Source organism: Geodermatophilus tzadiensis (genome assembly GCF_003002915.1).
Classification (GTDB): domain Bacteria; phylum Actinomycetota; class Actinomycetes; order Mycobacteriales; family Geodermatophilaceae; genus Geodermatophilus; species Geodermatophilus tzadiensis.
Window position 1 is genome coordinate 245,453 of record NZ_PVTG01000001.1, and the last position, 21,102, is coordinate 266,554.

General features: G+C 74.8%; 16 protein-coding genes. 4 read left to right on the forward strand and 12 right to left on the reverse strand.

What is annotated here, in order from left to right; all coding sequences use genetic code 11:
• Positions 1 to 21: 21 nt before the first annotated feature.
• Positions 22 to 1,119, reverse strand: coding sequence for a mannose-1-phosphate guanylyltransferase (locus LY71_RS01180; protein WP_106275146.1), 1,098 nt, complete (start codon positions 1,117 to 1,119; stop codon positions 22 to 24).
• Positions 1,116 to 2,060, reverse strand: coding sequence for a glycosyltransferase family 2 protein (locus tag LY71_RS01185; RefSeq protein WP_106275147.1), 945 nt, complete (start codon positions 2,058 to 2,060; stop codon positions 1,116 to 1,118). The genes LY71_RS01180 and LY71_RS01185 overlap by 4 nt, the downstream gene beginning before the upstream one ends.
• 160 nt (positions 2,061 to 2,220) lie before the next feature.
• On the opposite strand from LY71_RS01185, the gene glf reads away from it, so the two are divergent.
• The gene (glf, locus tag LY71_RS01190) at positions 2,221 to 3,408 is read left to right on the forward strand and encodes a UDP-galactopyranose mutase (RefSeq protein WP_106275148.1); all 1,188 of its coding nucleotides are present in this window, start codon (positions 2,221 to 2,223) and stop codon (positions 3,406 to 3,408) included.
• 20 nt (positions 3,409 to 3,428) lie between these two features.
• The gene (locus tag LY71_RS01195) at positions 3,429 to 5,387 is read left to right on the forward strand and encodes a glycosyltransferase (protein ID WP_106275149.1); all 1,959 of its coding nucleotides are present in this window, start codon (positions 3,429 to 3,431) and stop codon (positions 5,385 to 5,387) included.
• Between the two features lie 100 nt (positions 5,388 to 5,487).
• Here the strand turns inward: LY71_RS01195 and glfT1 are convergent, their stop codons facing one another.
• From glfT1 to rfbB, 8 genes are all read right to left on the reverse strand, one after another.
• Positions 5,488 to 6,396 (reverse strand): galactofuranosyltransferase GlfT1, encoded by a 909-nt coding sequence (gene glfT1, locus LY71_RS01200; protein WP_106275150.1) that lies wholly within the window; start codon positions 6,394 to 6,396, stop codon positions 5,488 to 5,490.
• The gene (wzt, locus tag LY71_RS01205; protein ID WP_245887587.1) at positions 6,393 to 7,169 is read right to left on the reverse strand and encodes a galactan export ABC transporter ATP-binding subunit Wzt/RfbE; all 777 of its coding nucleotides are present in this window, start codon (positions 7,167 to 7,169) and stop codon (positions 6,393 to 6,395) included. The genes glfT1 and wzt overlap by 4 nt, the downstream gene beginning before the upstream one ends.
• 2 nt (positions 7,170 to 7,171) lie before the next feature.
• Positions 7,172 to 8,008, reverse strand: a complete 837-nt coding sequence (wzm, locus tag LY71_RS01210; protein ID WP_245887588.1) for a galactan export ABC transporter permease subunit Wzm/RfbD — start codon at positions 8,006 to 8,008, stop codon at positions 7,172 to 7,174.
• Positions 8,009 to 8,043: 35 nt separating this feature from the next.
• A complete protein-coding gene (locus LY71_RS01215; RefSeq protein WP_106275152.1) occupies positions 8,044 to 10,476 on the reverse strand; it encodes a hypothetical protein in 2,433 nt (810 codons plus the stop codon).
• The gene (locus LY71_RS23280) at positions 10,473 to 11,111 is read right to left on the reverse strand and encodes a hypothetical protein (protein ID WP_106275153.1); all 639 of its coding nucleotides are present in this window, start codon (positions 11,109 to 11,111) and stop codon (positions 10,473 to 10,475) included. Before LY71_RS23280 ends, LY71_RS01215 begins: the two co-directional genes overlap by 4 nt.
• A 192-nt stretch (positions 11,112 to 11,303) precedes the next feature.
• A complete protein-coding gene (locus LY71_RS01225) occupies positions 11,304 to 14,102 on the reverse strand; it encodes an N-acetylmuramoyl-L-alanine amidase (protein WP_106275154.1) in 2,799 nt (932 codons plus the stop codon).
• A 178-nt stretch (positions 14,103 to 14,280) separates the two neighbouring features.
• Positions 14,281 to 15,156 carry a dTDP-4-dehydrorhamnose reductase gene (gene rfbD, locus LY71_RS01230; RefSeq protein ID WP_106275155.1) on the reverse strand — a complete coding sequence of 292 codons (876 nt, stop codon included), beginning with the start codon at positions 15,154 to 15,156 and terminating at the stop codon, positions 14,281 to 14,283.
• Positions 15,153 to 16,175: a dTDP-glucose 4,6-dehydratase gene (gene rfbB, locus LY71_RS01235; protein ID WP_106275156.1), complete on the reverse strand. Its 1,023-nt coding sequence runs from the start codon at positions 16,173 to 16,175 to the stop codon at positions 15,153 to 15,155. The genes rfbD and rfbB overlap by 4 nt, the downstream gene beginning before the upstream one ends.
• 183 nt (positions 16,176 to 16,358) lie before the next feature.
• Here rfbB and LY71_RS01240 point away from each other — a divergent pair, with 183 nt between their 5' ends.
• Entirely contained in the window at positions 16,359 to 17,933 is a 1,575-nt protein-coding gene (locus tag LY71_RS01240) for an LCP family protein (protein WP_106275157.1), read from the forward strand.
• A 698-nt stretch (positions 17,934 to 18,631) separates the two neighbouring features.
• Here LY71_RS01240 and LY71_RS01245 read toward each other — a convergent pair.
• Positions 18,632 to 19,645 (reverse strand): decaprenyl-phosphate phosphoribosyltransferase, encoded by a 1,014-nt coding sequence (locus tag LY71_RS01245; RefSeq protein ID WP_106275158.1) that lies wholly within the window; start codon positions 19,643 to 19,645, stop codon positions 18,632 to 18,634.
• Positions 19,642 to 20,178, reverse strand: coding sequence for a phosphatase PAP2 family protein (locus LY71_RS01250; protein WP_106275159.1), 537 nt, complete (start codon positions 20,176 to 20,178; stop codon positions 19,642 to 19,644). Before LY71_RS01250 ends, LY71_RS01245 begins: the two co-directional genes overlap by 4 nt.
• Positions 20,179 to 20,261: 83 nt before the next feature.
• Between LY71_RS01250 and LY71_RS01255 the strand changes: the two genes are divergently transcribed.
• Positions 20,262 to 21,065 carry a TIGR03089 family protein gene (locus LY71_RS01255; RefSeq protein WP_106275160.1) on the forward strand — a complete coding sequence of 268 codons (804 nt, stop codon included), beginning with the start codon at positions 20,262 to 20,264 and terminating at the stop codon, positions 21,063 to 21,065.
• The last annotated feature ends 37 nt before the right edge of the window (positions 21,066 to 21,102 follow it).

Sequence of the window (21,102 nt, forward strand, 5' to 3'; positions counted from 1 at the left end):
CCGGGCATTCGACCACGCCGCCTAGCTGTACCGGCCACCGAACCTCTCCTCGACGGCCGCGAGCAGGGCCTTGACCCGCTCGGCGTCGGCCACCGGGCACACCATCGTGACGTCGGCGGTGGCGACGACGACGCTGTCGCGGACGCCGACCAGCGCCACCACGTGCTCCGGGTCGTCGCTGAAGACGATGTTGCCCGCGCTGTCGAGGGACACCGCGAGCCCGGCGACGGCGTTGCCGCCCTCGGTCGCCAGGGTCTGCGCGAGGGCCGGCCACGAGCCGACGTCGAGCCAGTCGACGTCGAGGTCGGCGACCAGCACCCGGCCGGGCTCGGTGGCGGCCGGCTCGAGCACGGCGTAGTCGACGCTGGTCTTCGGCAGCGTCGGGAAGACCTCGGCGAGGACGGCGTCGCGCTCGGGCCCGGCCGGTGCGGCGACCACCCGGCCGAGCCCCGCGGCGCTGGCCGGCAGGTGCTCGGCGAGCGCGTCGAGCACGGTGCGCGCCCGCCAGACGAACATGCCGGAGTTCCACAGGTACTCGCCGGAGGCCAGGTAGCCCTCGGCGGTGGTGCGGTCGGGCTTCTCCTTGAACGCGGCGGCCTCGGCCACCCCGGGCACCTCCGTGGGCGCGCCGCGGCGCACGTAGCCGAAGCCGGTGGCCGGCGCGGTGGGCCGGATGCCGAGGGTGACCAGCGCCCGCGGGCGGGCGGTCAGCGCGTCGTAGGCGGTGCCCAGCGTCGCCGCGAACCGCTCCACCGGCCGGATCACGTGGTCGGCGCTGACGACGGCGAGCTCGGCGTCGGGGTCGGCCTCGGCCACCAGCGCGGCGGCCAGCCCGACGGCGTTGGCGGTGTCGCGGGCGACCGGCTCGAGCACCAGCCGGTCGGGGCGCAGCCGGGGCAGGGCCGCCTGCACCTGCTCGCCGTAGCGCGCGGCGGTGCACACCCAGATCTGCTCGGCGGGCAGCACCGCCTCCAGCCGCGCGAACGCCTCGGCGAGCAGGCTGTGCGCGCCGCCGTCCCCGCTGCTGACCACGTCGAGCAGCTGCTTGGGCCGGGCGGCGCGCGACAGCGGCCACAGCCGCGTGCCCGAGCCGCCGGCCATGACGACCGCGTGCCTCATGCCGATGCCTCCTGTCGGGTGCGGGTGCGGGCCGACCGCCCGACGTCGTCGGCGCGGCGCTGGAACCGGGCCCCGGCGGCCACCCGGCCGCTGACGTAGGAGAGCAGCATCCGGGCGCCGAGCCCGGCCCGCAGCGCGCCCCGCAGCGGGGCGTTGCGCCGGCCGGGGTGCTGTCCGGACAGGTAGCGCAGCGCGCTGGTGTGGTGCACCCGCGCCATGCGGTGCGGCTCGCGGCGGGTGGCGTGCCCGCCCTCGTGCACCACGACCGCCGTGGGCGCGTACACGTGCAGCCAGCCGGCCCGTCCCAGCCGCTCGGCGAGGTCGACGTCCTCGAAGTACATGAAGTAGCCGGGGTCGAAGCCGCCGACCGACCAGAACGCCTCGAGGTCGACGAGGAAGCAGGAGCCCGACAGCCAGCCGGCGGTGCGCTCGCGCGGCGCCTCGCGCTCGCGGCGGTAGCGCGCCGTCCAGGGGTTGGCCGGCCACGCCCAGCCCAGCAGCGCGTGCCCGGCGCCGGTCGACAGCCGCGGCAGGTCGCGCGCCGACGGGTAGAGCTCGCCCTCCGGGGTGCGGATGGCCGGGCCGACGGTGGCCGCGCGCGGCCAGCGGCCGGCGACGGCGAGCAGCTCGTCGAGCGAGCCGGGCTCGAAGCGGACGTCGGGGTTGGCCACGAGGGCGTACCCCTCCGTCACCCCGGCCAGGCCGGCGTTGACCGCCGCGCCGTAGCCGACGTTGCCGCCGGTGCGCAGCAGCCGCACGTGGTCGTGGCGGGCGGCGACGTCCTCGGGGACGCCGTCGGTGGAGCCGTTGTCGGCGAGCACGACCTCGACCGGGCGGGTGGTGGCCTCGGCCAGGGAGGTCACGAACCCCTCGAGGGTCTCGCCGGGCGAGTAGGTCACCGCCACCACGCGCAACGGCCGGTCGGGAGGGGGGCTGGGCACGGGCCGACTGTAGGAGGCGGGCCCGGGGAGGCAGGGGCGGACGGCGGGAGGGCGGGGCGGGTGTGGCCGCTGGGACGTGGGGGACGGTCCCGTCACGAAGCGCCCCAGGAGCCCCGCGGGAGCCCGGGCCACGGAGGCCGCGCCGGTACAGTCGCCAGGCGTGACCTCAGCCCGTCCTGACCTCGTCGTCGTCGGTTCCGGCTTCTTCGGCCTGACCGTCGCCGAACGGGTGGCCAGCCAGCTGGACAAGCGCGTGCTCGTCCTCGACCGTCGCGACCACATCGGGGGCAACGCCTACTCCGAGCCGGAGCCCGAGACCGGGATCGAGATCCACCGGTACGGGGCCCACCTGTTCCACACGTCCAACGAGCGGGTCTGGCAGTACGTCAACCAGTTCACCGAGTTCACCAAGTACCAGCACAAGGTCTACTCGATCTACGCGGGCAAGACGTACTCGCTGCCGATCAACCTGGCCACCATCTGCCAGTACTTCGACCGGAGCTTCTCCCCCTCCGAGGCCCGGGCCCTGGTGGCCGAGCAGGCCGGCGAGATCGACACCGCCGAGGCGCAGAACCTCGAGGAGAAGGCGATCTCCCTGATCGGCCGCCCCCTCTACGAGGCCTTCATCCGCGGCTACACCAAGAAGCAGTGGCAGACCGACCCCACCGAGCTGCCGGCCGCGGTCATCGCCCGCCTGCCGGTGCGCTACACCTTCGACAACCGGTACTTCAACGACACCTACGAGGGCCTGCCGGTCGGTGGCTACACCGCGTGGCTGCAGAAGATGGCCGACCACCCCAACGTCGAGGTGCGGCTGTCGACCGACTGGTTCGACGTCCGCGACCAGCTGCCCGCCGACGTGCCGACGGTGTTCACCGGCCCGATCGACAAGTACTTCGACTACGAGGCCGGCGAGCTGGGCTGGCGCACCCTGGACTTCCAGACCGAGGTGCTGCCGATCGGCGACTTCCAGGGCACCTCGGTGATGAACTACGCCGACGAGGACGTGCCCTTCACCCGGATCCACGAGTTCCGGCACTTCCACCCGGAGCGGGACTACCCGACCGACAAGACCGTCGTCGTCCGGGAGTACTCGCGCTTCGCCGAGACCGGCGACGAGCCGTACTACCCGATCAACACGCCCGAGGACCGGGCGAAGCTCGAGCGCTACCGCGAGCTGGCCAAGCAGGAGGCCGCGGAGAAGCGGGTGCTGTTCGGCGGCCGGCTGGGTACCTACAAGTACCTGGACATGCACATGGCCATCGGCTCCGCGCTCTCCATGTTCGACAACCGCATCCGGCCGTTCTTCGACGAGGGCGGCTCCCTCGACGGCCGTCTCGAGGACTGACAGCGAGGACAGACTCCCCCATGACCGCACAGCAGGTGGCCGACGCACCGGTCAACCCGGACACCGTCAGCGAACCGGCCCAGACCGACCTGGTCCCCGACAAGGCCGTGACGCTCGTCCAGCGGGTCCTCATGCCCCGGCCGGCCGACCCCCTCAAGGTCCGCAGCCTCTACCTGGACGAGGAGAACTCCCCGATCCGGGTCCGGCAGGACGGGCGGCACTCCGGCCTCATCGCGGCCGGCTCCGAGGTCTCCTTCGCCACGTACTTCAACGCCTTCCCCGCCAGCTACTGGCGGCGGTGGAGCGTGCTGGGCTCGATCGTCCTGCGGGTCACCGTCTCCGGGACCTGCCGGGTCGACGTGCACCGCTCCAAGGCCGACGGCGAGTCGATGCACGTCACCGGCGTCTCGCACCAGGGCGACGAGCAGACCCTCGAGCTCGAGCTGGACCTGGCGCCGTTCATCGACGGCGGTTGGTACTGGTTCGACGTCACCGCCGAGAGCGACACGGTGGTCCGCGAGGCCGGGTGGTACGCCCCCCAGGCGCCCGCCGAGGAGCCCCGGCTGGCCGTCGGCATCTGCACCTACAACCGCCCCGTCGACGCGCTGGCCGCCGCCCGCGCGCTCGTCGAGGACCCCGCGGTGCTCGAGCGGCTCGCGCTGGTCACCATCGCCGACCAGGGCAACAACCACGTCCGCGACGCCGCCGGCTACGACGAGGTCCGGGCCGCGCTGGGCGACCGGCTGCGGGTGGTCGAGCAGCCCAACCTCGGCGGCAGCGGCGGCTTCGCGCGCACCATGCACGAGGCCTTCACCCGCAGCGACGCCACCCACGTGGTGCTGCTCGACGACGACATCATGATCGAGCCCGACAGCCTGCTGCGGGCGCGCGCCTTCGCCGCCTACGCGAAGAGCCCGATGATCGTCGGCGGGCAGATGCTGGCGCTGCAGAACCGCTCGGTGCTGCACAGCATGGGCGAGATCGTCGACCGCGAGACGTTCTTCTGGACCAACGCGCCGAACACCGAGTACCACCACGACTTCGGCAGGAAGACGCTGCGCGAGTCGCCGGACCTGCACCGGCGCATCGACGTCGACTACAACGGCTGGTGGATGTGCCTCATCCCCCGCGCGGTGACCGAGCGGATCGGCATGCCGCTGCCGGTCTTCATCAAGTGGGACGACGCCGAGTACGGCCTGCGCGCCTTCGCCGCCGGCTTCCCCACCGCGTCGCTGCCGGGCACCGCCATCTGGCACCTGTCCTGGGGCGACAAGGACGACGCCAGCGACTGGCAGGCCTACTACCACATCCGCAACCGGCTGGTCGCCGCGGCGCTGCACTCGCCGTACCGGCACGGCGGCAAGCTGTTCCGCGAGATGCTCAAGGCCGACCTGCGGTTCCTCATCAACCTGCAGTACTCGACCGTCGAGCTGCACCACCTGGCCTACCGCGACTTCCTCGCCGGGCCGGACGCGCTGTTCCGCGACATGCCGCAGTCGGTGGTGCGGGCCCGCGAGGTGCGCGCCACGCACGCCGACGGCCAGGTGCTGCCCTCCTCGGCCGACCTGCCGCTGCCCTCGATGCCGACGGCCAAGGCGGTGCGGTTCCGCCGCATCCCGGTCAACCCGCTGTCGATCGGCAAGACCCTGGTCAGCGCGCTGGTGCACAACGCCCGCCCGGTCGCGCCGGAGAACCTGGGCACCCCGCAGCTGAACCTGGCCTTCCAGGACGCGCGCTGGTTCCTGCTCTCCCGGCTCGACAGCGCCACCGTGGGCACCGCCGACGGCCGCGGGGTCACCTTCCGGCGCCGTGACCCGGCGACCTTCCGCCGGCTGGTGACGACGTCGGCGCAGCTGCTGCGCCGGATGTCGCAGGAGTTCCCCGACCTGCAGCGCCGCTACCAGGCCGCGGCCGGCGAGCTGACCTCCATGGACCGCTGGGGCGAGGCCTTCGAGGAGTGGGGCTACCGGCGCCTGTAGCCGCCCCGCAGACGACGAGGGCCCCGACCGGGAGATCCGGTCGGGGCCCTCGTCGTCTCCGGGCACTCCGGCGTGGCGCAGCGCCGGCCGGGGTCCTCCGTCAGGGACGGGTCAGGCGCTCCCGGCGGCCGGCGCGGGTGAGCCGCCGCCACTGCCGCCAGCCGGCGGGGTCGCGGCGGGAGACGAGGAAGAACCAGCCGAAGCGGACCGTCTCCAGCGGCCGCAGCCAGCGCATGCCGGGCTGGGCCATGAGGTAGCCGCGGTTGCGGTAGGTGAAGTACCGCTTGACCTCGTCGGCCGGGTACTGCGCCGAGAGCCGGCCGCCGAGGATCGGCGCGAACTCCGTCGTCCCCTCCGGGTGCAGGTAGGCCGCCTGCGGGCAGGTGCCGAAGGGCAGCCCGGCGCGCAGCAGCCGCCGGTGCACCTCGGTCTCGTCGCCGCGGAAGAACAGCCGGTAGTCCGGGACGCCGACGACGTCGAGCGCCTCGGCCCGGAACAGCGCGCCGTTGAACAGCGAGGCGTAGTTCGGCAGCAGGTCCAGGCCGGCGAAGTCGCCGCGCCGGCGCCGCCAGCGCAGGCCGCGGCGCAGCGGGAAGGCCAGCCGGTCGGGGTCGGCCATGTCGGTGACCAGCGGGCTGACCTCGGCCAGCCCGTGCCGCCGGGCGGCGTCGAGGAGCGTGGCGAGCACGGTGTCGTCGGCCGGGCGGCCGTCGTCGTCGGCGCACCACACCCAGTCCGCGCCGATCGCCAGGGCGTGCAGCATCCCGTAGGCGAAGCCGCCGGCCCCGCCGAGGTTGCGCGCGCTGGGCAGGTGGGTGGCCGGCAGCCCGCTGGCCGCGACGACGTCGGCGGCCGACCGGTCCGGGCCGTTGTCGACGACGACGACGTGGTCGACCGGGCGGGTCTGCGCGGCGAGCGCGGCCAGGCTGTGCGCCAGCAGCTCCTGCCGGTGCCGGGTGACGACGACGGCGACGATGCGCTCCCCGGCCGCGGGAGCGGCCGCCGTCACGCCGGCAGGCCCTTGTAGGCCCGCAGCACGTCCTCGAGGTCGCCCTGCTGCTTGATCCGGCCGTGCTCCATCCAGATGCCGGTGTCGCACAGCTCGCGGAGGAACTCGTCGGAGTGCGAGGCGAACACCAGCAGCCCCGAGCGCTCGACCAGCGCCACCAGCCGCTGCCGGGACTTCTCCAGGAAGGCGGCGTCGACGGCGCCGATGCCCTCGTCGAGCAGCAGGATCTCCGGGTCGATGCTGGTCACCACGCCCAGGGCCAGGCGCACCCGCATGCCGGTGGAGTAGGTGCGCAGCGGCATGTGCAGGAAGTCGCCGAGCTCGGTGAAGTCGGCGATGTCGTCGACCCGCTCCTGCATCTGCCGGCGCGTCATCCCGAGGAACAGGCCGCGGATCATGATGTTCTCGAGCCCGGAGATCTCGGGGTCCATACCGACGCCGAGGTCGAACACCGGGGCCACCCGGCCGCGCACCTCGGCGATGCCGCGGGTGGGCTCGTAGATGCCCGACAGCAGCCGCAGCAGGGTGGACTTGCCGGCGCCGTTGTGGCCGACCAGGCCGACGCGGGCGCCGTGCTCGAGGGACACCGTGATGTCCCGCAGCGCCTCGATGACCGGGACCTTGCGGCTGCTGTCGACGTTGCCGCCCACCAGGCCAACGACGGTCTTCTTCAGCGACCGGCTCTTGGCGTCGAAGATCGGGAAGTCGACGCAGGCGTCCTTGGTGACGATGCCGATCGGGCTGCTCGGGTTCGCCGTGCTGTCGTTGCTCACGCTCACACCCAGTAGGAGACGCGGGACCGGTAGCGGCGCAGCACGACCATCGTGAGCGCCCAGCCGACCACCGTGATGGCGAGGACGACCACCCAGTGCCGCCACACCTGGTCCTGGCCCAGGAGCGGCCTGCGGATGATCTCCACGAAGTGCAGGAAGGGGTTGAACTCGGCCAGCCGCGCCCGCTCGGCGATGGCGGGGTTGGGGCTGTTCACGAGCTCGTCGTAGATCCAGACGATCGGCGTCAGGAAGAAGGCGAGCTGCACGATGCTCTGCGTGATCGGCAGGATGTCGCGGAACCGCGCCGTGATGGTGCCGACCGCCAGGGCCACCCAGGCCCCGTTGAGCGCCAGCAGCACGAAGGCCGGGATCGCGTAGACGACGGTCCACGTCAGGGGCTGCGGGAAGACCAGCAGCATGACCACGTACACGAGCAGGTTGTGGGCGAAGAACAGCACCTGCCGCCACACCAGCCGGTAGACGTGCACCGACAGCGGCGAGGGCAGGTGCTTGATGAGGCCCTCGTTGGCGATGAAGACCTCGGAGCCCTCGTTGATGCAGCCGCTGATGAAGTTCCAGACGACGAAGCCCACGAGGACGTGCGGCAGCAGGCGGGACAGCTCGATGTCGAACAGGCCCGAGTAGAGGACCCCGAGCGCGACGGCGGTGACCGCCATGCTGATCGTGATCCACACCGGCCCGAGGACCGATCGGCGGTAGCGCTGCCGGATGTCCTGCCAGCCGAGGTGCCCCCACAGCTGGCGCTGGCGCCACCCGTCACGGAGGTCGTCGACGGCCCTGCGCCAGCTGCGCACGCCGGGAGAGGCCGTTGCGGTCACGGTTCCCAAGCTACCCATCCTGGACGAGACGGCCGTCAGTGCGTGGTGACGGTGAGGGTGCCGGTGGTGGTGTTGCAGACGATCCGGCCGTGCTCGAAGTCGCCGGCCCGCCCCTCGGGCACGGCGTACTCGTTGCTGGTGGGCAGGCCCAGCGCGCCGGCCGGGCCACCCTGGGCCAGGTAGGTATCCAGGATCGCGCCGTGCACCTCGCGGGCGCCGGTGGCCGCCGAGGAGTAGATCCGCCCGCCCTGGAAGGTGCCCACCACCGCCTGCGTGCCCGCCACCGGCGTCTCGTCGGAGGTCGGATAGCCCAGGAAGGACTGCTCGCCGTTGAGCGAGGAGTACAGCTGCCGGATCCAGCCGTGCACCTCGAACGCGCCGGTGCCCGGTGACCAGTAGATCGCCGCACCGGAGGCGAACACGCTGGCCGCGCCGCGCCGGTCGGGCATGCCCAGCTGGTCGCTGACCGGCGCACCGATCCACGCCCCGGCCCCGCCCAGGGCGGTCCACTTCGCCGCGATCGGGCCCAGCACCACCCGCGCGCCGGTGCGCACCGAGGAGTAGACGACCCCGCCGGTGTAGTCCTGCAGCACCCCGGCGCCGTCGGCGGCCGGGCGCTCGTCCGACGTCGGCCAGCCCAGCGCACCACCGGGCCCGCCGGCGTCGGCCCACTTCTGCCCGATCCAGCCGTGCACCTCGAAGGCCTGCGCCGCCCCCGGCGCCCGGTACACCGACCCGCTCTGGAACGCGCTCACCGACCCGCCGGCCACCGGCTGGGGATCGGCGGTCGGATAGCCCAGGAAGGAGCGCACCCCGCCCAGCGCCGTCCACTTCGCCGCGATCGGGCCGACCAGGTCGTGCGCGCCGGTGCGCGCACTGGAGACGATCAACCCGTTGGAGAACTCGCTGACCGCCCCCACCCCGTCCGGGGCGCGCTGCTCGTCGCCGACCGGATAGCCCACCGCCGCCGACCCGGCACCGGCGGCGATCCACCGCTGCCCGATCCAGCCGACCACCGCGTGCGCGCCGGTCTGCGCGGTGGAGTACACCGCGCCTCCGGCGAAGGTGTTGTACGCCCCGGCGGCCGTGGCGACCTCATCGGAGGTCGGGAAGCCCAGCACCCCGCCCTCGCGGCCCAGCGCCGTCCACTTGTCCAGCACCCAGCCCCACACCGCGTGCGCCCCGGTGCCCGCCGAGGAGGAGATCACCCCCCGCTGGAACGACTGCGTCACCCCACCGGCGACCCCGGTCTCCTCCGACGTCGGGAACCCCAGCACCGACTGCTCCCGACCCAACGCCGTCCACCGGTCGAACACCCACCCCTTGACGACCCGGGCACCGGCGGGGCTGACGTAGACCGAGCCGCGCTGGAAGGTCTGGTAGACCCCGTCACCGCGGGGGGTGGGCTGCTCGTCGGAGGTCGGGTAGCCGAGCTCGCCGCCCTCGCGGCCGGCGGTCCACCAGCGGTCGGCGATCCAGCCGCGGGTGACGCGGGCGCCGGTGGCCGGGGACCAGTGGATGGCGCCGTAGGCGTAGTCCTGGAAGCAGCCGCCGTCGCGCAGGCCGCAGCCGATGGCCGAGCGGGGGGCGCCGAGGACGCCGCCCTCCCCGCCGAGGGCGGCGTAGCGGCGGGCGACCTCACCGCCGCCGGGTGACTGCGTGGTGCCGAACCAGTCGGTGTAGTACAGCCAGAAGTTCCGGTTGCCGTAGGCCGAGCAGCCGTCGCCCACCTTGTAGCCCGCGGCCAGCGCGGCGGCGTTGGGCTGGTAGGGCGTGTAGTTGTAGAGCCCCGCGGTCGCCTGGTTCTGGATGTAGACCGGCGAGGTGCCGCAGGCGGCGTCGGGGTGGAACCGGACGTTGACCGTCGTGCCGGCCCGGTGCGCGTAGCGGGTCGCGTTGAGCTGGTAGACGCGGTACTGCCGGGCGCCGCTGTAGACCTGGTTGAAGAAGCCGTTGTAGGCCGGGTTGCACGGCGCGGTGTCCGGGCAGGCGAAGCCCATCGCCTCGCGGTACCGGCGGGCGTAGAGGGAGGACCCGGTGTTGGTCACCAGGGACTGCTCCTTCTGCAGGATCACCATGAGCACCCGCTGGCTGATCCCGCAGGACTGCCCGACCTTGGCGATGATGTCGGCCGCGCTCTCCTGCCAGGCGGCGCGGTAGCCCTGGCAGTACTGGTCGGCCGGCTTGTCCTCGGTGTCCTGCCGGTAGACCTTCAGGCACGGGGTGCCGTCGGCGCCCGTGCGGCAGGCGGCGCCCTTCTGGTCGAGGAAGACCTGGACCTCCGGCGCGGTCATCGCGCGGCCGTCGTAGAAGAGGTCGTCGGAGATGATGTTGCCGGGCTGGAACTGCCGGGCGTCGGCGGCCGCGGCCCGGTCGGCCGGCGCGGGCCCGAGCACGGGCAGCAGCACGGCCAGCGAGAGCAGGACCAGGACGAGGACGACCGCCCGGGGCGCGGTGCGGCGGCTCACGGGACGTCCACCTGCACCGGCTCGGCCGTCCCGGAGGCGCCCGACGAGCGGTAGGACAGCACCGCCGTCCACCGCCCGGAGCCGAGCGCCGACCCGGCGACCTCGAGCCCGCCGCACGCGGTGGTGGAGGCGTCGGCCAGGCCGGTGGTCTCGGCGACGACCTCCTGGCCCCCGCGGGTCAGGGTGAGCGTGCACGCGCCGCCGTCCTCGACGACGCCGGTCACGTACCCGCCGGCGGCCACCACCCCGGCGGCGCCGTCCCAGGCGGCGTAGCTGGTGACCACCTCGACGCGGGCGTCGTCGTCGGCGTCGTCGTCGGCGTCCCCGCCGGTGTCCCCGCCGGCGCCCGGGCCCGGTGCCGGGTCGCGGTCGGTGGCCACGTCGTCGTCGCCGTGGGAGACCGGCGCCGGCGTGGGGACCGCGGTCGAGCTGCCGGAGCCGCCGGCCGGGTCCTCCGCCGTCGTGCTGCCCGGTGCCGTGCTGCCGGCGGCCGGGCTGCCGGCGGCGGGGGTCCGTGAGCTGTCGGCCGCCGGCGTGCCGCCCGACGAGCAGCCGCCGAGCAGGAGCGCCGCGGCCACGGGGACCAGCGCTGCGGGGAGCAGGACGGCGGGACGGCGGGAGCGGGCGCGGGTCACGGGTTCCTCCTGGACGCGTACGCACGGACACCCGGCCCGAGCCGGACGGCCGCGCACCGCCGGAGGCCGGGGGCCGACGGCGGTGCGGTCGGGGTGCGGGGGGACCGGCTGTGCCGCCGGTCGTCCCCCTCGGTCATCGGCAGCCGGGGGAGCCGGGTGTACCGCCGTGGCGGGGGCGCCCGGCTCCCGGGGTCACCGGGGGGTGACGGTGAGGGTGCCGGTGGTGGTGTTGCAGACGATCCGGCCGTGCTCGAAGTCGCCGGCCCGCCCCTCGGGCACGGCGTACTCGTTGCTGGTGGGCAGGCCCAGCGCGCCGGCCGGGCCACCCTGGGCCAGGTAGGTGTCCAGGATCGCGCCGTGCACCTCGCGGGCGCCGGTGGCCGCCGAGGAGTAGATCCGCCCGCCCTGGAAGGTGCCCACCACCGCCTGCGTGCCCGCCACCGGCGTCTCGTCGGAGGTCGGATAGCCCAGGAAGGACTGCTCGCCGTTGAGCGAGGAGTACAGCTGCCGGATCCAGCCGTGCACCTCGAACGCCCCGGTGCCCGGTGACCAGTAGATCGCCGCACCGGAGGCGAACACGCTGGCCGCGCCGCGCCGGTCGGGCATGCCCAGCTGGTCGCTGACCGGCGCACCGATCCACGCCCCGGCCCCGCCCAGGGCGGTCCACTTCGCCGCGATCGGGCCCAGCACCACCCGCGCGCCGGTGCGCACCGAGGAGTAGACGACCCCGCCGGTGTAGTCCTGCAGCACCCCGGCGCCGTCGGCGGCCGGGCGCTCGTCCGACGTCGGCCAGCCCAGCGCACCACCGGGCCCGCCGGCGTCGGCCCACTTCTGCCCGATCCAGCCGTGCACCTCGAAGGCCTGCGCCGCCCCCGGCGCCCGGTACACCGACCCGCTCTGGAACGCGCTCACCGACCCGCCGGCCACCGGCTGGGGATCGGCGGTCGGATAGCCCAGGAAGGAGCGCACCCCGCCCAGCGCCGTCCACTTCGCCGCGATCGGGCCGACCAGGTCGTGCGCGCCGGTGCGCGCACTGGAGACGATCAACCCGTTGGAGAACTCGCTGACCGCCCCCACCCCGTCCGGGGCGCGCTGCTCGTCGCTGACCGGATAGCCCACCGCCGCCGACCCGGCACCGGCGGCGATCCACCGCTGCCCGATCCAGCCGACCACCGCGTGCGCGCCGGTCTGCGCGGTGGAGTACACCGCGCCTCCGGCGAAGGTGTTGTACGCCCCGGCGGCCGTGGCGACCTCATCGGAGGTCGGGAAGCCCAGCACCCCGCCCTCGCGGCCCAGCGCCGTCCACTTGTCCAGCACCCAGCCCCACACCGCGTGCGCCCCGGTGCCCGCCGAGGAGGAGATCACCCCCCGCTGGAACGACTGCGTCACCCCACCGGCGACCCCGGTCTCCTCCGACGTCGGGAACCCCAGCACCGACTGCTCCCGACCCAACGCCGTCCACCGGTCGAACACCCACCCCTTGACCCACTTCGAGCCGTGGGCCTGCGTCCAGTAGATGCCGCCGTTCTCGAAGAGGGCGTAGTAGCCGTCGCCGCGGGGGGTGGGCAGGTGGTCCGACGTGGGGGCGCCCAGTGCCTCGGGCCCGCCGAGCGCGAGGTAGCGGTTGAGGATGTCGCCCCACAGCGCGCGGGCGCCGGTGGTCGGGGTCCAGTACATCCGGCCGCCGCTGTACTGCTGCCAGACCGTGCCGGCGGTGATCCGCGCCGCGCCCACCGGGGACCCCAGCTGCGCCCGGATCGCCGGGTCGGAGGCGTACCGGGCGGGAATGCCCTGCAGGGACCCGGCCATCGCGGCCGTCACCCGGTTGCGGATCTCCGGCAGCCGGCCGTAGCCGTACTGGCCGGGACAGGTGGTGCTGCCGACGTCGCGGTGCCCGAAGACCGTCGGGAGGGTGACCTGCACCCCGGCGGCGTAGCGCGAGGTGCCGCCGCCGCCGGAGGTCAGCACGGTGCTGCCGCGCGGGTCGACGTTGTACAGGGCGAACTTCCACGCGATGACGGCGGCCACCGAGTCGACCGTGGCCTGCGGGACGGCGACGGTGTCGTAGCTGCCGAGCATGGAGACGCCGAAGGTCCCGGTGTTGAAGCCCCCGGCGTGGGCGCCGACCACGGTGCTGGCCAGGCCGCCGTAGCGGCCCTCCCACAGGCGGCCGAACTTGTCGACGATCACGTTGTAGCCGATGTCGCCCCAGCCGCGGCTGACCGTGTGGTAGCGGTAGATCGAGCGCATCATCGCCGGCACCTGGTCGGCCGTGTAGCCGTTGGTGTCGGCCGTGTGGTGCAGCGTCGCGGCCTTGATCGTGGTCGCGTACTCGGGGTCCCAGGTGCGGATGTTCTCGTCGGCGCCCCACTGCGCGCGGGAGTACACCGGCGGCATGGTCGCCGCCGCGTTCGCGGTGTCCTGGATGTCGGGCTGGCCCAGGGACGTGTCGGCGTCGCTGTCACCCGGGTCGATCAGGTCGAGCTGGACGTCGGTCGGGGCCGCGCCGGAGCGGGTCACCAGCTCGACCTCGACGCCGGTGCTCGGCCCGGTCCACAGCGGGGAGGTGCCGCCGCGGGTGTCGGGGTCCCCGGCGACGTCGGCGTCCGGCTCCTGCTCGGCGTCCTCGGTGCCGACCTCGGTCCAGGCGCCCCAGTCGCCGTCCGCGTCCTGCACGCGGACCTGCACGCGGACGTCGACGACGGCGGGGTCGGCCGCCCAGGTGACGCCGACCAGGGAGAACTCGTCGACGTCGGTGCGGGTGACGGTGAGCGTGGGCGCGCTGTCCGGGACGCCGGGCACCGGGTCGGTCGTGCCGTCCTGCACGTCGGCGTCCCCGGCGGGGTCCTCGACCGAGCCGAGGTCGACCTGCACGGCGGCGGTCTCGACCGGCTCGGGCTCCGGGGCCGGTGCGGCGTAGACGGGCAGCACGGTGACGAGCGCCAGCAGCGCGGTGAACGCGAGCAGTCCCGTGACGAGGCGGCGACGCAAGGGTGTCCTCCGGTGTGCCGGGGTGCGCACGCCGGGGAGCGCACGGCTTCCCCTGGAGGATCGGCGCCGCCGGCACCCCGCCCGGTGCTCCGACACGGCCCGGCACCTGGGAGTCCGTCCCACCCGTCACACCCACCGCAGCCGACCCCCGCGTGGGGGACCGGTCGGTCACACCGGCTCAGCCGAGGGTGCGCACCGCCCGGGCCAGCGCCTCGCGCCAGGGCCGCTGCGGGGGCAGCCCCGCGGCGAGCCAGGCGCTGCCGTCGAGCACCGACCAGGCCGGGCGGGGTGCCGGCCGGGGGAAGGCGGCCGTCGTCGTCGGCGAGACCAGCGCGGGGTCGGCGCCGAGCTCCTCGTAGACCGCCCGCGCGAGCCCGAACCAGCTCACCGCGCCGGCGTCGGTCCGGTGCAGCAGCGGCGGGACGGGCCCGGTCCGCTCCCCCACGGCGACCAGCCCGGCCGCCAGGTCGGCCGACCAGGTGGGCGAGCCGACCTGGTCGTCGACCACCGACACCGGGGCGCCGGCGGCGGCGCGGCCGGCCATCGTCCTCACGAAGTTGGCCCCGTGCCGGCCGTACACCCAGGCGGTGCGGACGACGGTGGCGTCCCCGCCGGCCGCAGCGACGGCGCGCTCGCCGAGCGCCTTGCTGCGCCCGTAGGCCGAGCGCGGGGCGACCGGGGCGTCGACCGGGTAGGGCGTGGTGGCGGTGCCGTCGAAGACGTAGTCGGTGGAGACGTGCACGAGCCGGGCGCGGCCGGCCAGCTCCTGCGCCAGCCAGCCCGGGGCGTGGCCGTTGACGACGGTGGCGGTGTCCTCGTCGGTCTCGGCGGCGTCGACCGCGGTGTAGGCGGCGGCGTTGACCAGCACGGCCCGGTCGGCGCGGACGCCGTCGAGCCAGGCCCGGACGGCGCCGCGGACCGCCGTCTCGTCGGTGAGGTCGAGCTCGGCCCGGCCCAGCGCGGTCACCGCGTCGCCGGGCCGGCCGGCGAGCACCTCGAGCAGGTCGTGCCCGAGCTGCCCGCGGGCGCCGGTGACCAGCCAGGCGGTGCTCACGCCTCCGGGTCCGGCGCGACGGGGGCGCGGTGGGCCGTCGCGGCGGCGGCCTTGAGCGGCTCCCACCACGCGCGGTTGTCGCGGTACCACTGCACGGTCAGCGCCAGGCCCTCCTCGAAGGGCACCTGCGGCGCGTACCCCAGCGCCGCGGTCCTGGAGTAGTCGACCGAGTAGCGCAGGTCGTGGCCACCGCCGCGCGGGTCGACGATGGGCTGCACGTAGCTCCAGTCGCGCCCCGTGGCCTCGAGCAGCTTCTCGGTGAGCTCGCGGTTGGACAGCTCCCGGCCGCCCCCGATGTTGTAGTACTCGCCGGGCAGGCCCTTGTCGACGACGAGCTGGATGCCCCGGCAGTGGTCGTCGACGAACAGCCAGTCGCGGACGTTGGCGCCCTCGCCGTAGAGCGGCACCGGCTGCCCGTCGAGCAGGTTGGTGACGAACAGCGGGATGACCTTCTCGGGGAAGTGGTAGGGCCCGTAGTTGTTGCTGCAGCGGGTCACCGAGATGTCCAGGCCGTAGGTCTTGGCGTAGGCGCGGGCGACGAGGTCGCTGCCGGCCTTGGCCGCCGAGTACGGCGAGTTCGGCTCGAGCAGGGAGTCCTCGGTCCAGGAGCCCTCGTCGATGGAGCCGTAGACCTCGTCGGTGGACACGTGCAGCACCCGGCGCACGCCGTGCCGCAGCGCCGCCTCGAAGACCTGCTGCGCGCCGAGCACGTTGGTCAGCACGAAGTCGGCCGCGCCGTGGATGGACCGGTCGACGTGCGACTCGGCGGCGAAGTTGACGACCAGGTCGTGCCCGGGGACGGCGGCGTCGAGGTCCTCGCGGCTGCAGATGTCGCCGCGCACGAAGCGGAACCGCGGGCTGTCGGCCACCGGGGCGAGGTTGGCGGGGTTGCCCGCGTAGGTCAGCTTGTCGAAGACGGTCACCTCGGCGTCCTCGTAGCCGGGGTAACCGCCGGTCAGCATCGTCCGGACGTAGTGCGAGCCGATGAAGCCCGCTCCGCCGGTCACCAGCACGCGCATGGCTGCATCCTCCGTCGGGCTGCGGCCGCGGGCATCCTCCCCCGGTGTGACGTCTGGGGCGCGTGGGGCCGGCCGCGACTCGTCGGGCGGCCGGTGTCAGACGGGCGGGGGCGACGGCGAGACGGAGCGTTCCGCCGTGTCGCGGGCCCGGCGGGTCCACCCGGCGCCCCTAACCTCGGTCCCGTGAGCCGAGACCGCAACGAGCGAGGCGGGTCCTCGGGCCGGCCCCTCCCGGCCCGGCTCGACCCGCGCGCCGGCCGTCCTCCCCGCAGCGTCCGCGGCCAGGCGGCTCCCGCCCGGACCGGGCAGCGCGACGACGACGAGCGCGCCGTTCGCGGGCGGTCGCGCACCGGCCGGGGCGCCGTCGTGGCGCGCGCGGTCGCCGCCGTCCTGTCGGTGGTGCTGCTCGGCGCCAGCGGCTGGGGCTGGTACCTCGGCCGCGTCGCGGAGGCCACGGTCAACCGCACCGACGCCATCCCGACGGCGGGCAACTCCAACGCCGGCGACGCCCCCGAGGCGATGAACCTGCTGCTGGTGGGCAACGACAGCCGCTCGCAGCTGTCCGAGGAGCAGCTGGCCGAGCTCAGCGCCGGCACCGACTCCGGCATCAACACCGACACGATGATCCTGGTGCACGTCCCGGCCGACGGGTCGCGCGCCTCGTTCGTGTCGTTCCCGCGCGACTCCTACGTGGAGATCCCCGGCCACGGGATGGACAAGCTCAACGCCGCCTACGCCTACGGCTACGGCGAGGTCGACGACTCCGCGCCCGAGGAGGAGCGCGCCGCCGGCGGCGCGCAGCTGCTGGTGCAGACGATCAGCCAGCTGACCGGCCTGATGATCGACCACTACGCCGAGGTCGACCTGCTCGGCTTCTTCGAGCTCAGCAGCGTCGTCGGCGGCGTCGAGGTCAACCTCTGCGCGCCCGTGGACGACTCGGCCTACTCCGGCGCGGTGTTCGACGCCGGCGTGCAGACGATCGCGGGCGCCGAGGCGCTGGCCTTCGTCCGGCAGCGGCACGGCCTGCCGCGCGGCGACCTCGACCGCATCGTGCGCCAGCAGGTGTTCATGGCCGGTGTGCTGCGCAAGATCCTCGACGAGGACGTGCTGCTCGACCTGGGCAAGCAGCGGCAGCTGGTGGAGGCGGCCTCGCAGTCGCTGACCATCGACCGCGACCTGGTGCTGCTCGAGCTGGCGCAGCAGATGCAGGCCGTCACCGCCGGCAGCATCGAGTTCCAGACCGTGCCCATCGTCGGCGACGACCGCGACGACGAGGGCCGCTCCATCCTCCGGCTGGCCGACGAGGACGACCTGCACGCCTTCTTCGCCGACCTGTCGGCCGAGCCGGAGCAGGCGGCCGCGCCCACCGCGGAAGCCCCGCCGACGGCCGCGCCGTCGGAGGTGTCGGTCGAGGTCTACAACGGCTCGGGCATCCCCGGCCTGGCCGGCGAGGCAGGCACCGCCCTGGAGGACGCCGGGTTCACCGTGACCAGCACCGGCAACGCCTCGAGCAGCGACTACACGCAGACGACGATCCGTCACGCCGCGGGCGACGAGGCACTGGCCGCGGCCCTGGCCGCACAGGTCCCCGGCGCGGTGACCGAGGCGAGCGAGGACCCCTCCCCCGGCACGGTCCAGCTCGTCCTGGGCGAGGACTTCAACGGCGTCGGCCAGCAGACCACCCCGCAGGCCCCGGCGCCGACCGCCACGGCGGCCGAGCCCCCGCGGACGGCGGCGGACACCTCCTGCATCAACTGACGCCCTGCGCCGGCTGACGGCGTCGCGAGACGGGTCGGGCCCCTCCCAGCCGGGAGGGGCCCGACCCGTCTGTGTGTCCGTCCCTGCGTCCGCCCGTCGGTGCCGTGAGCCGGCCGGTGCTGGTGGCCCCGGGGCCGCCGCACGCCCAGGACGCCGGACCCGGTGGCCGGACCCGGTGGCCGGACCCGGTGGCCGGACCCGGTGGCCGGACCCGGTGGCCGGACCCGGTGCCCGGGCAGGACGGGGCGGCACGGACACGGCCGGGTGACCGGCAGCCCGTGGCCCGGCGGTCGTGGGAGGGTCGGCCGCCACCGTGCCGCGGCCGTCCTGCCGTGCCGTGCCGTCGCGCCGTGGGCCCTCGTCCTGCAGTCACGTCGGGCGGCCGCGCCGGGTGGCCGCGGGCGGGGTGGGTCCTGGCACACGGGAGGCGGCGCGGCGACCGGGTCGGCGCCGTCCTCCCGGGCGGACCCACCGCGGGGAGCCGCCACGGCCGGGCCGCCGGTGGGCGCCGGGAGCGCTGCCGTCGGGGCCGCCGTCCCCGGCCGGACGCGGGGCTCCACGTCCCGGGGACCCGCGCCCATCGGACGGCCGGGGTCCCCGCACGGGACCGCCCCACAGGGTCCGGACACGCCGGCGCCCCGCCCGGCAGGAGCCGGACGGGGCGCGGGGGCGGGAGGCCGGGCGGACCCGGCGCGGGGTCAGCGGGTGTAGATGCCGATCCCCACGACGGCGGCCCACAGGACGCCGAGGACGAGCAGGACCCGGTCGCCGAGGACGATCTCCTCGGGAGCGCCGGCCTCGCCCTTGTCCACGTCGCGGGCGTAGCGCAGCACGGCCATCACGAAGGGCGCGATGGAGATCGTCGACCAGGGCACGCCCTCCTGCGTGCGGCCCATCTCGAAGGCCCACAGGCAGTAGGCGGTGCAGGCGACGCCGGCGGACAGGCTCCACACGAAGCGCAGGTAGCTGGCCGAGTACTCCTGGAGCGTCTTGCGGGTGGCCGCGGCGTCCCCGAGGACGACGAGCTCGGAGTACCGCTTGCCGGCCACCATGAACAGCGAGCCGAAGGCGGCGACGAGCAGGAACCACTGCGACAGGGCCAGGCCCGCGGCCACACCGCCGGCGATGCCGCGCAGGAGGAAGCCGGAGGCGACCACCGCGAGGTCGATGACCGGCTGGTTCTTCAGGAAGAGGCAGTACGCCAGCTGGATGACCACGTAGGCGCCGAGCACCCCGGCCAGCGCCGGGCGGGTGAGCAGCACCGCCGCCACGAGCGCCGTCGCGAAGAGCACCACGGCCATCGCCACGGCCAGCCAGCGCGGGATGATGCCGGCGGCGATCGGCCGGAACCGCTTGCGCGGGTGCCGGCGGTCCTCGAGGACGTCGATCGTGTCGTTGACCAGGTAGACCGCCGACGAGGCCAGGCAGAACAGCAGGAACGCCACCGCGGTCGGGCCGAGCACCTCGGGCCGGTGCACGACGCCCGCGGCCATCGGCGCCGCCAGCACCAGGACGTTCTTGACCCACTGGCGGGGGCGGACCGACCGCACGAGCGCCCAGGCGAAGGTGCCGCGCCACCCGGGGAGCCGGGGCGGCAGCGGCGGGTTGGCGGAGCGGGTGCTCGGGGCGACCTCCGCCGCGGGGGCCGGCGCCGGCGGGACCTCCGGCGGGGCGCCGCTCGGGCGGGACTGCGGGGACACGGTCACGGTCATGCCTTCCAACCTTCGGGACGGGTCAGGCGGCGCCGGACCACGGAGCCGACCCCGGCGCCGAGCAGGGCACCGGAGACGACGTCGGACGGATAGTGGACGCCCAGCAGGACCCGCGACACGAGCATGAGCGCGGTGACCGACGTCATCGCCGGCCGGCCGACCATGGGGCCGAAGCCGACGGCCGCGGCCGCGGTCGAGCAGCTGTGCGCGCTGGGGAAGGACAGCCGGCCGGCCGTCCTCACCAGCGAGGGCACGTCCTCCAGCGCGGGCCGCACCCGCCGGACGACGCGCTTGACGACGACGCCCGAGGCGTGCGCGGCCAGGACACCGGCCGAGCCGGCGAGCCACTCCTGGCGGCGGCGGCCGCTGAGCGCGCCCGCGGCGCCGATCGCGAGCCAGCCGAGGGCGTGCTCGCCGAAGAAGGACAGGGCACGCGCGGCCGGGACCGCGGGCGTGCCGCCCAGGGTCCGCCGGGTGCTGCGGAGGAGTGCGTGGTCGGCGCGGGTCAGCGCGGCCACCAGAGTCGCGGTCATCGGTTCCCGACTGTAGGGCCGTCCCGAGCACCGCCCCGGGAGGCGCGGGGCGGACTGTCCCGTCACGGTGCCACTCTCGTACCGTGCCTCCCACCCGACCCACCACGCCCTCGGACCTGCTGACCGCCGCGCTGCGCCGGGACGCCGCCGCCCCGCTGGTCACCTCCTACGACGACGCCACGGGCGAGCGGGTGGAGCTGTCGGCCACGACGCTGGCGAACTGGGTGGCCAAGACGGCGAACCTGCTGCAGGACGAGTTCGACGTCGGCCCGGGCAGCACCGTCGCGGTCGCGCTGCCGGTGCACTGGCAGACCGCCGCGGTGCTGCTCGGCGTCTGGAGCTGCGGCGCCGCCGTCCTGGACACCGCCGTGGAGGACGACGGCCGGCTCGACTCTGCCGACGTCGTCCTGGCCGCGCAGGACCGGCTCGCCCCGCTCGAGGAGCAGGACCTGCCCGACCTGATGGGCCTCTCCCTGCACCCGCTGGGCCTGGGCATGACCGACTACCGCGGCCCGGCCCGCGACTTCGCCCTGGAGGTGCGCGCCCACGGCGACGTGTTCACCCCCTGTGTGCCGGCCGACCCGGACGCGCCCGGCCTGCTCGCCGGCGGGCTGCAGCTGACCCTCGGCGGGCTGGCCGCCGCGGCCGGCGAGCTGGCCGGCCGGCTCGGCATCGCGGCCGGCGACCGGGTGATGGTCGAGGAACGGACGGCGGCGGAGGCCGGGCCGGTCGCCTGGCTGCTCGCGCCGCTGGCCGCCGGCGCCTCGCTGGTGCTGTGCCGGAACGCCGTGGTCGGCGCGCTGAGGAGCCGGGCGGAGGCCGAACGGGTCACCGCTACGCTCGGCCTCCGGATCGAGGGCTTCCGCGAGCTCGGCCGGCCCGCCTGAGGGCGCCGGCCGGGCCGCCTCACGGACGGACGGTGGT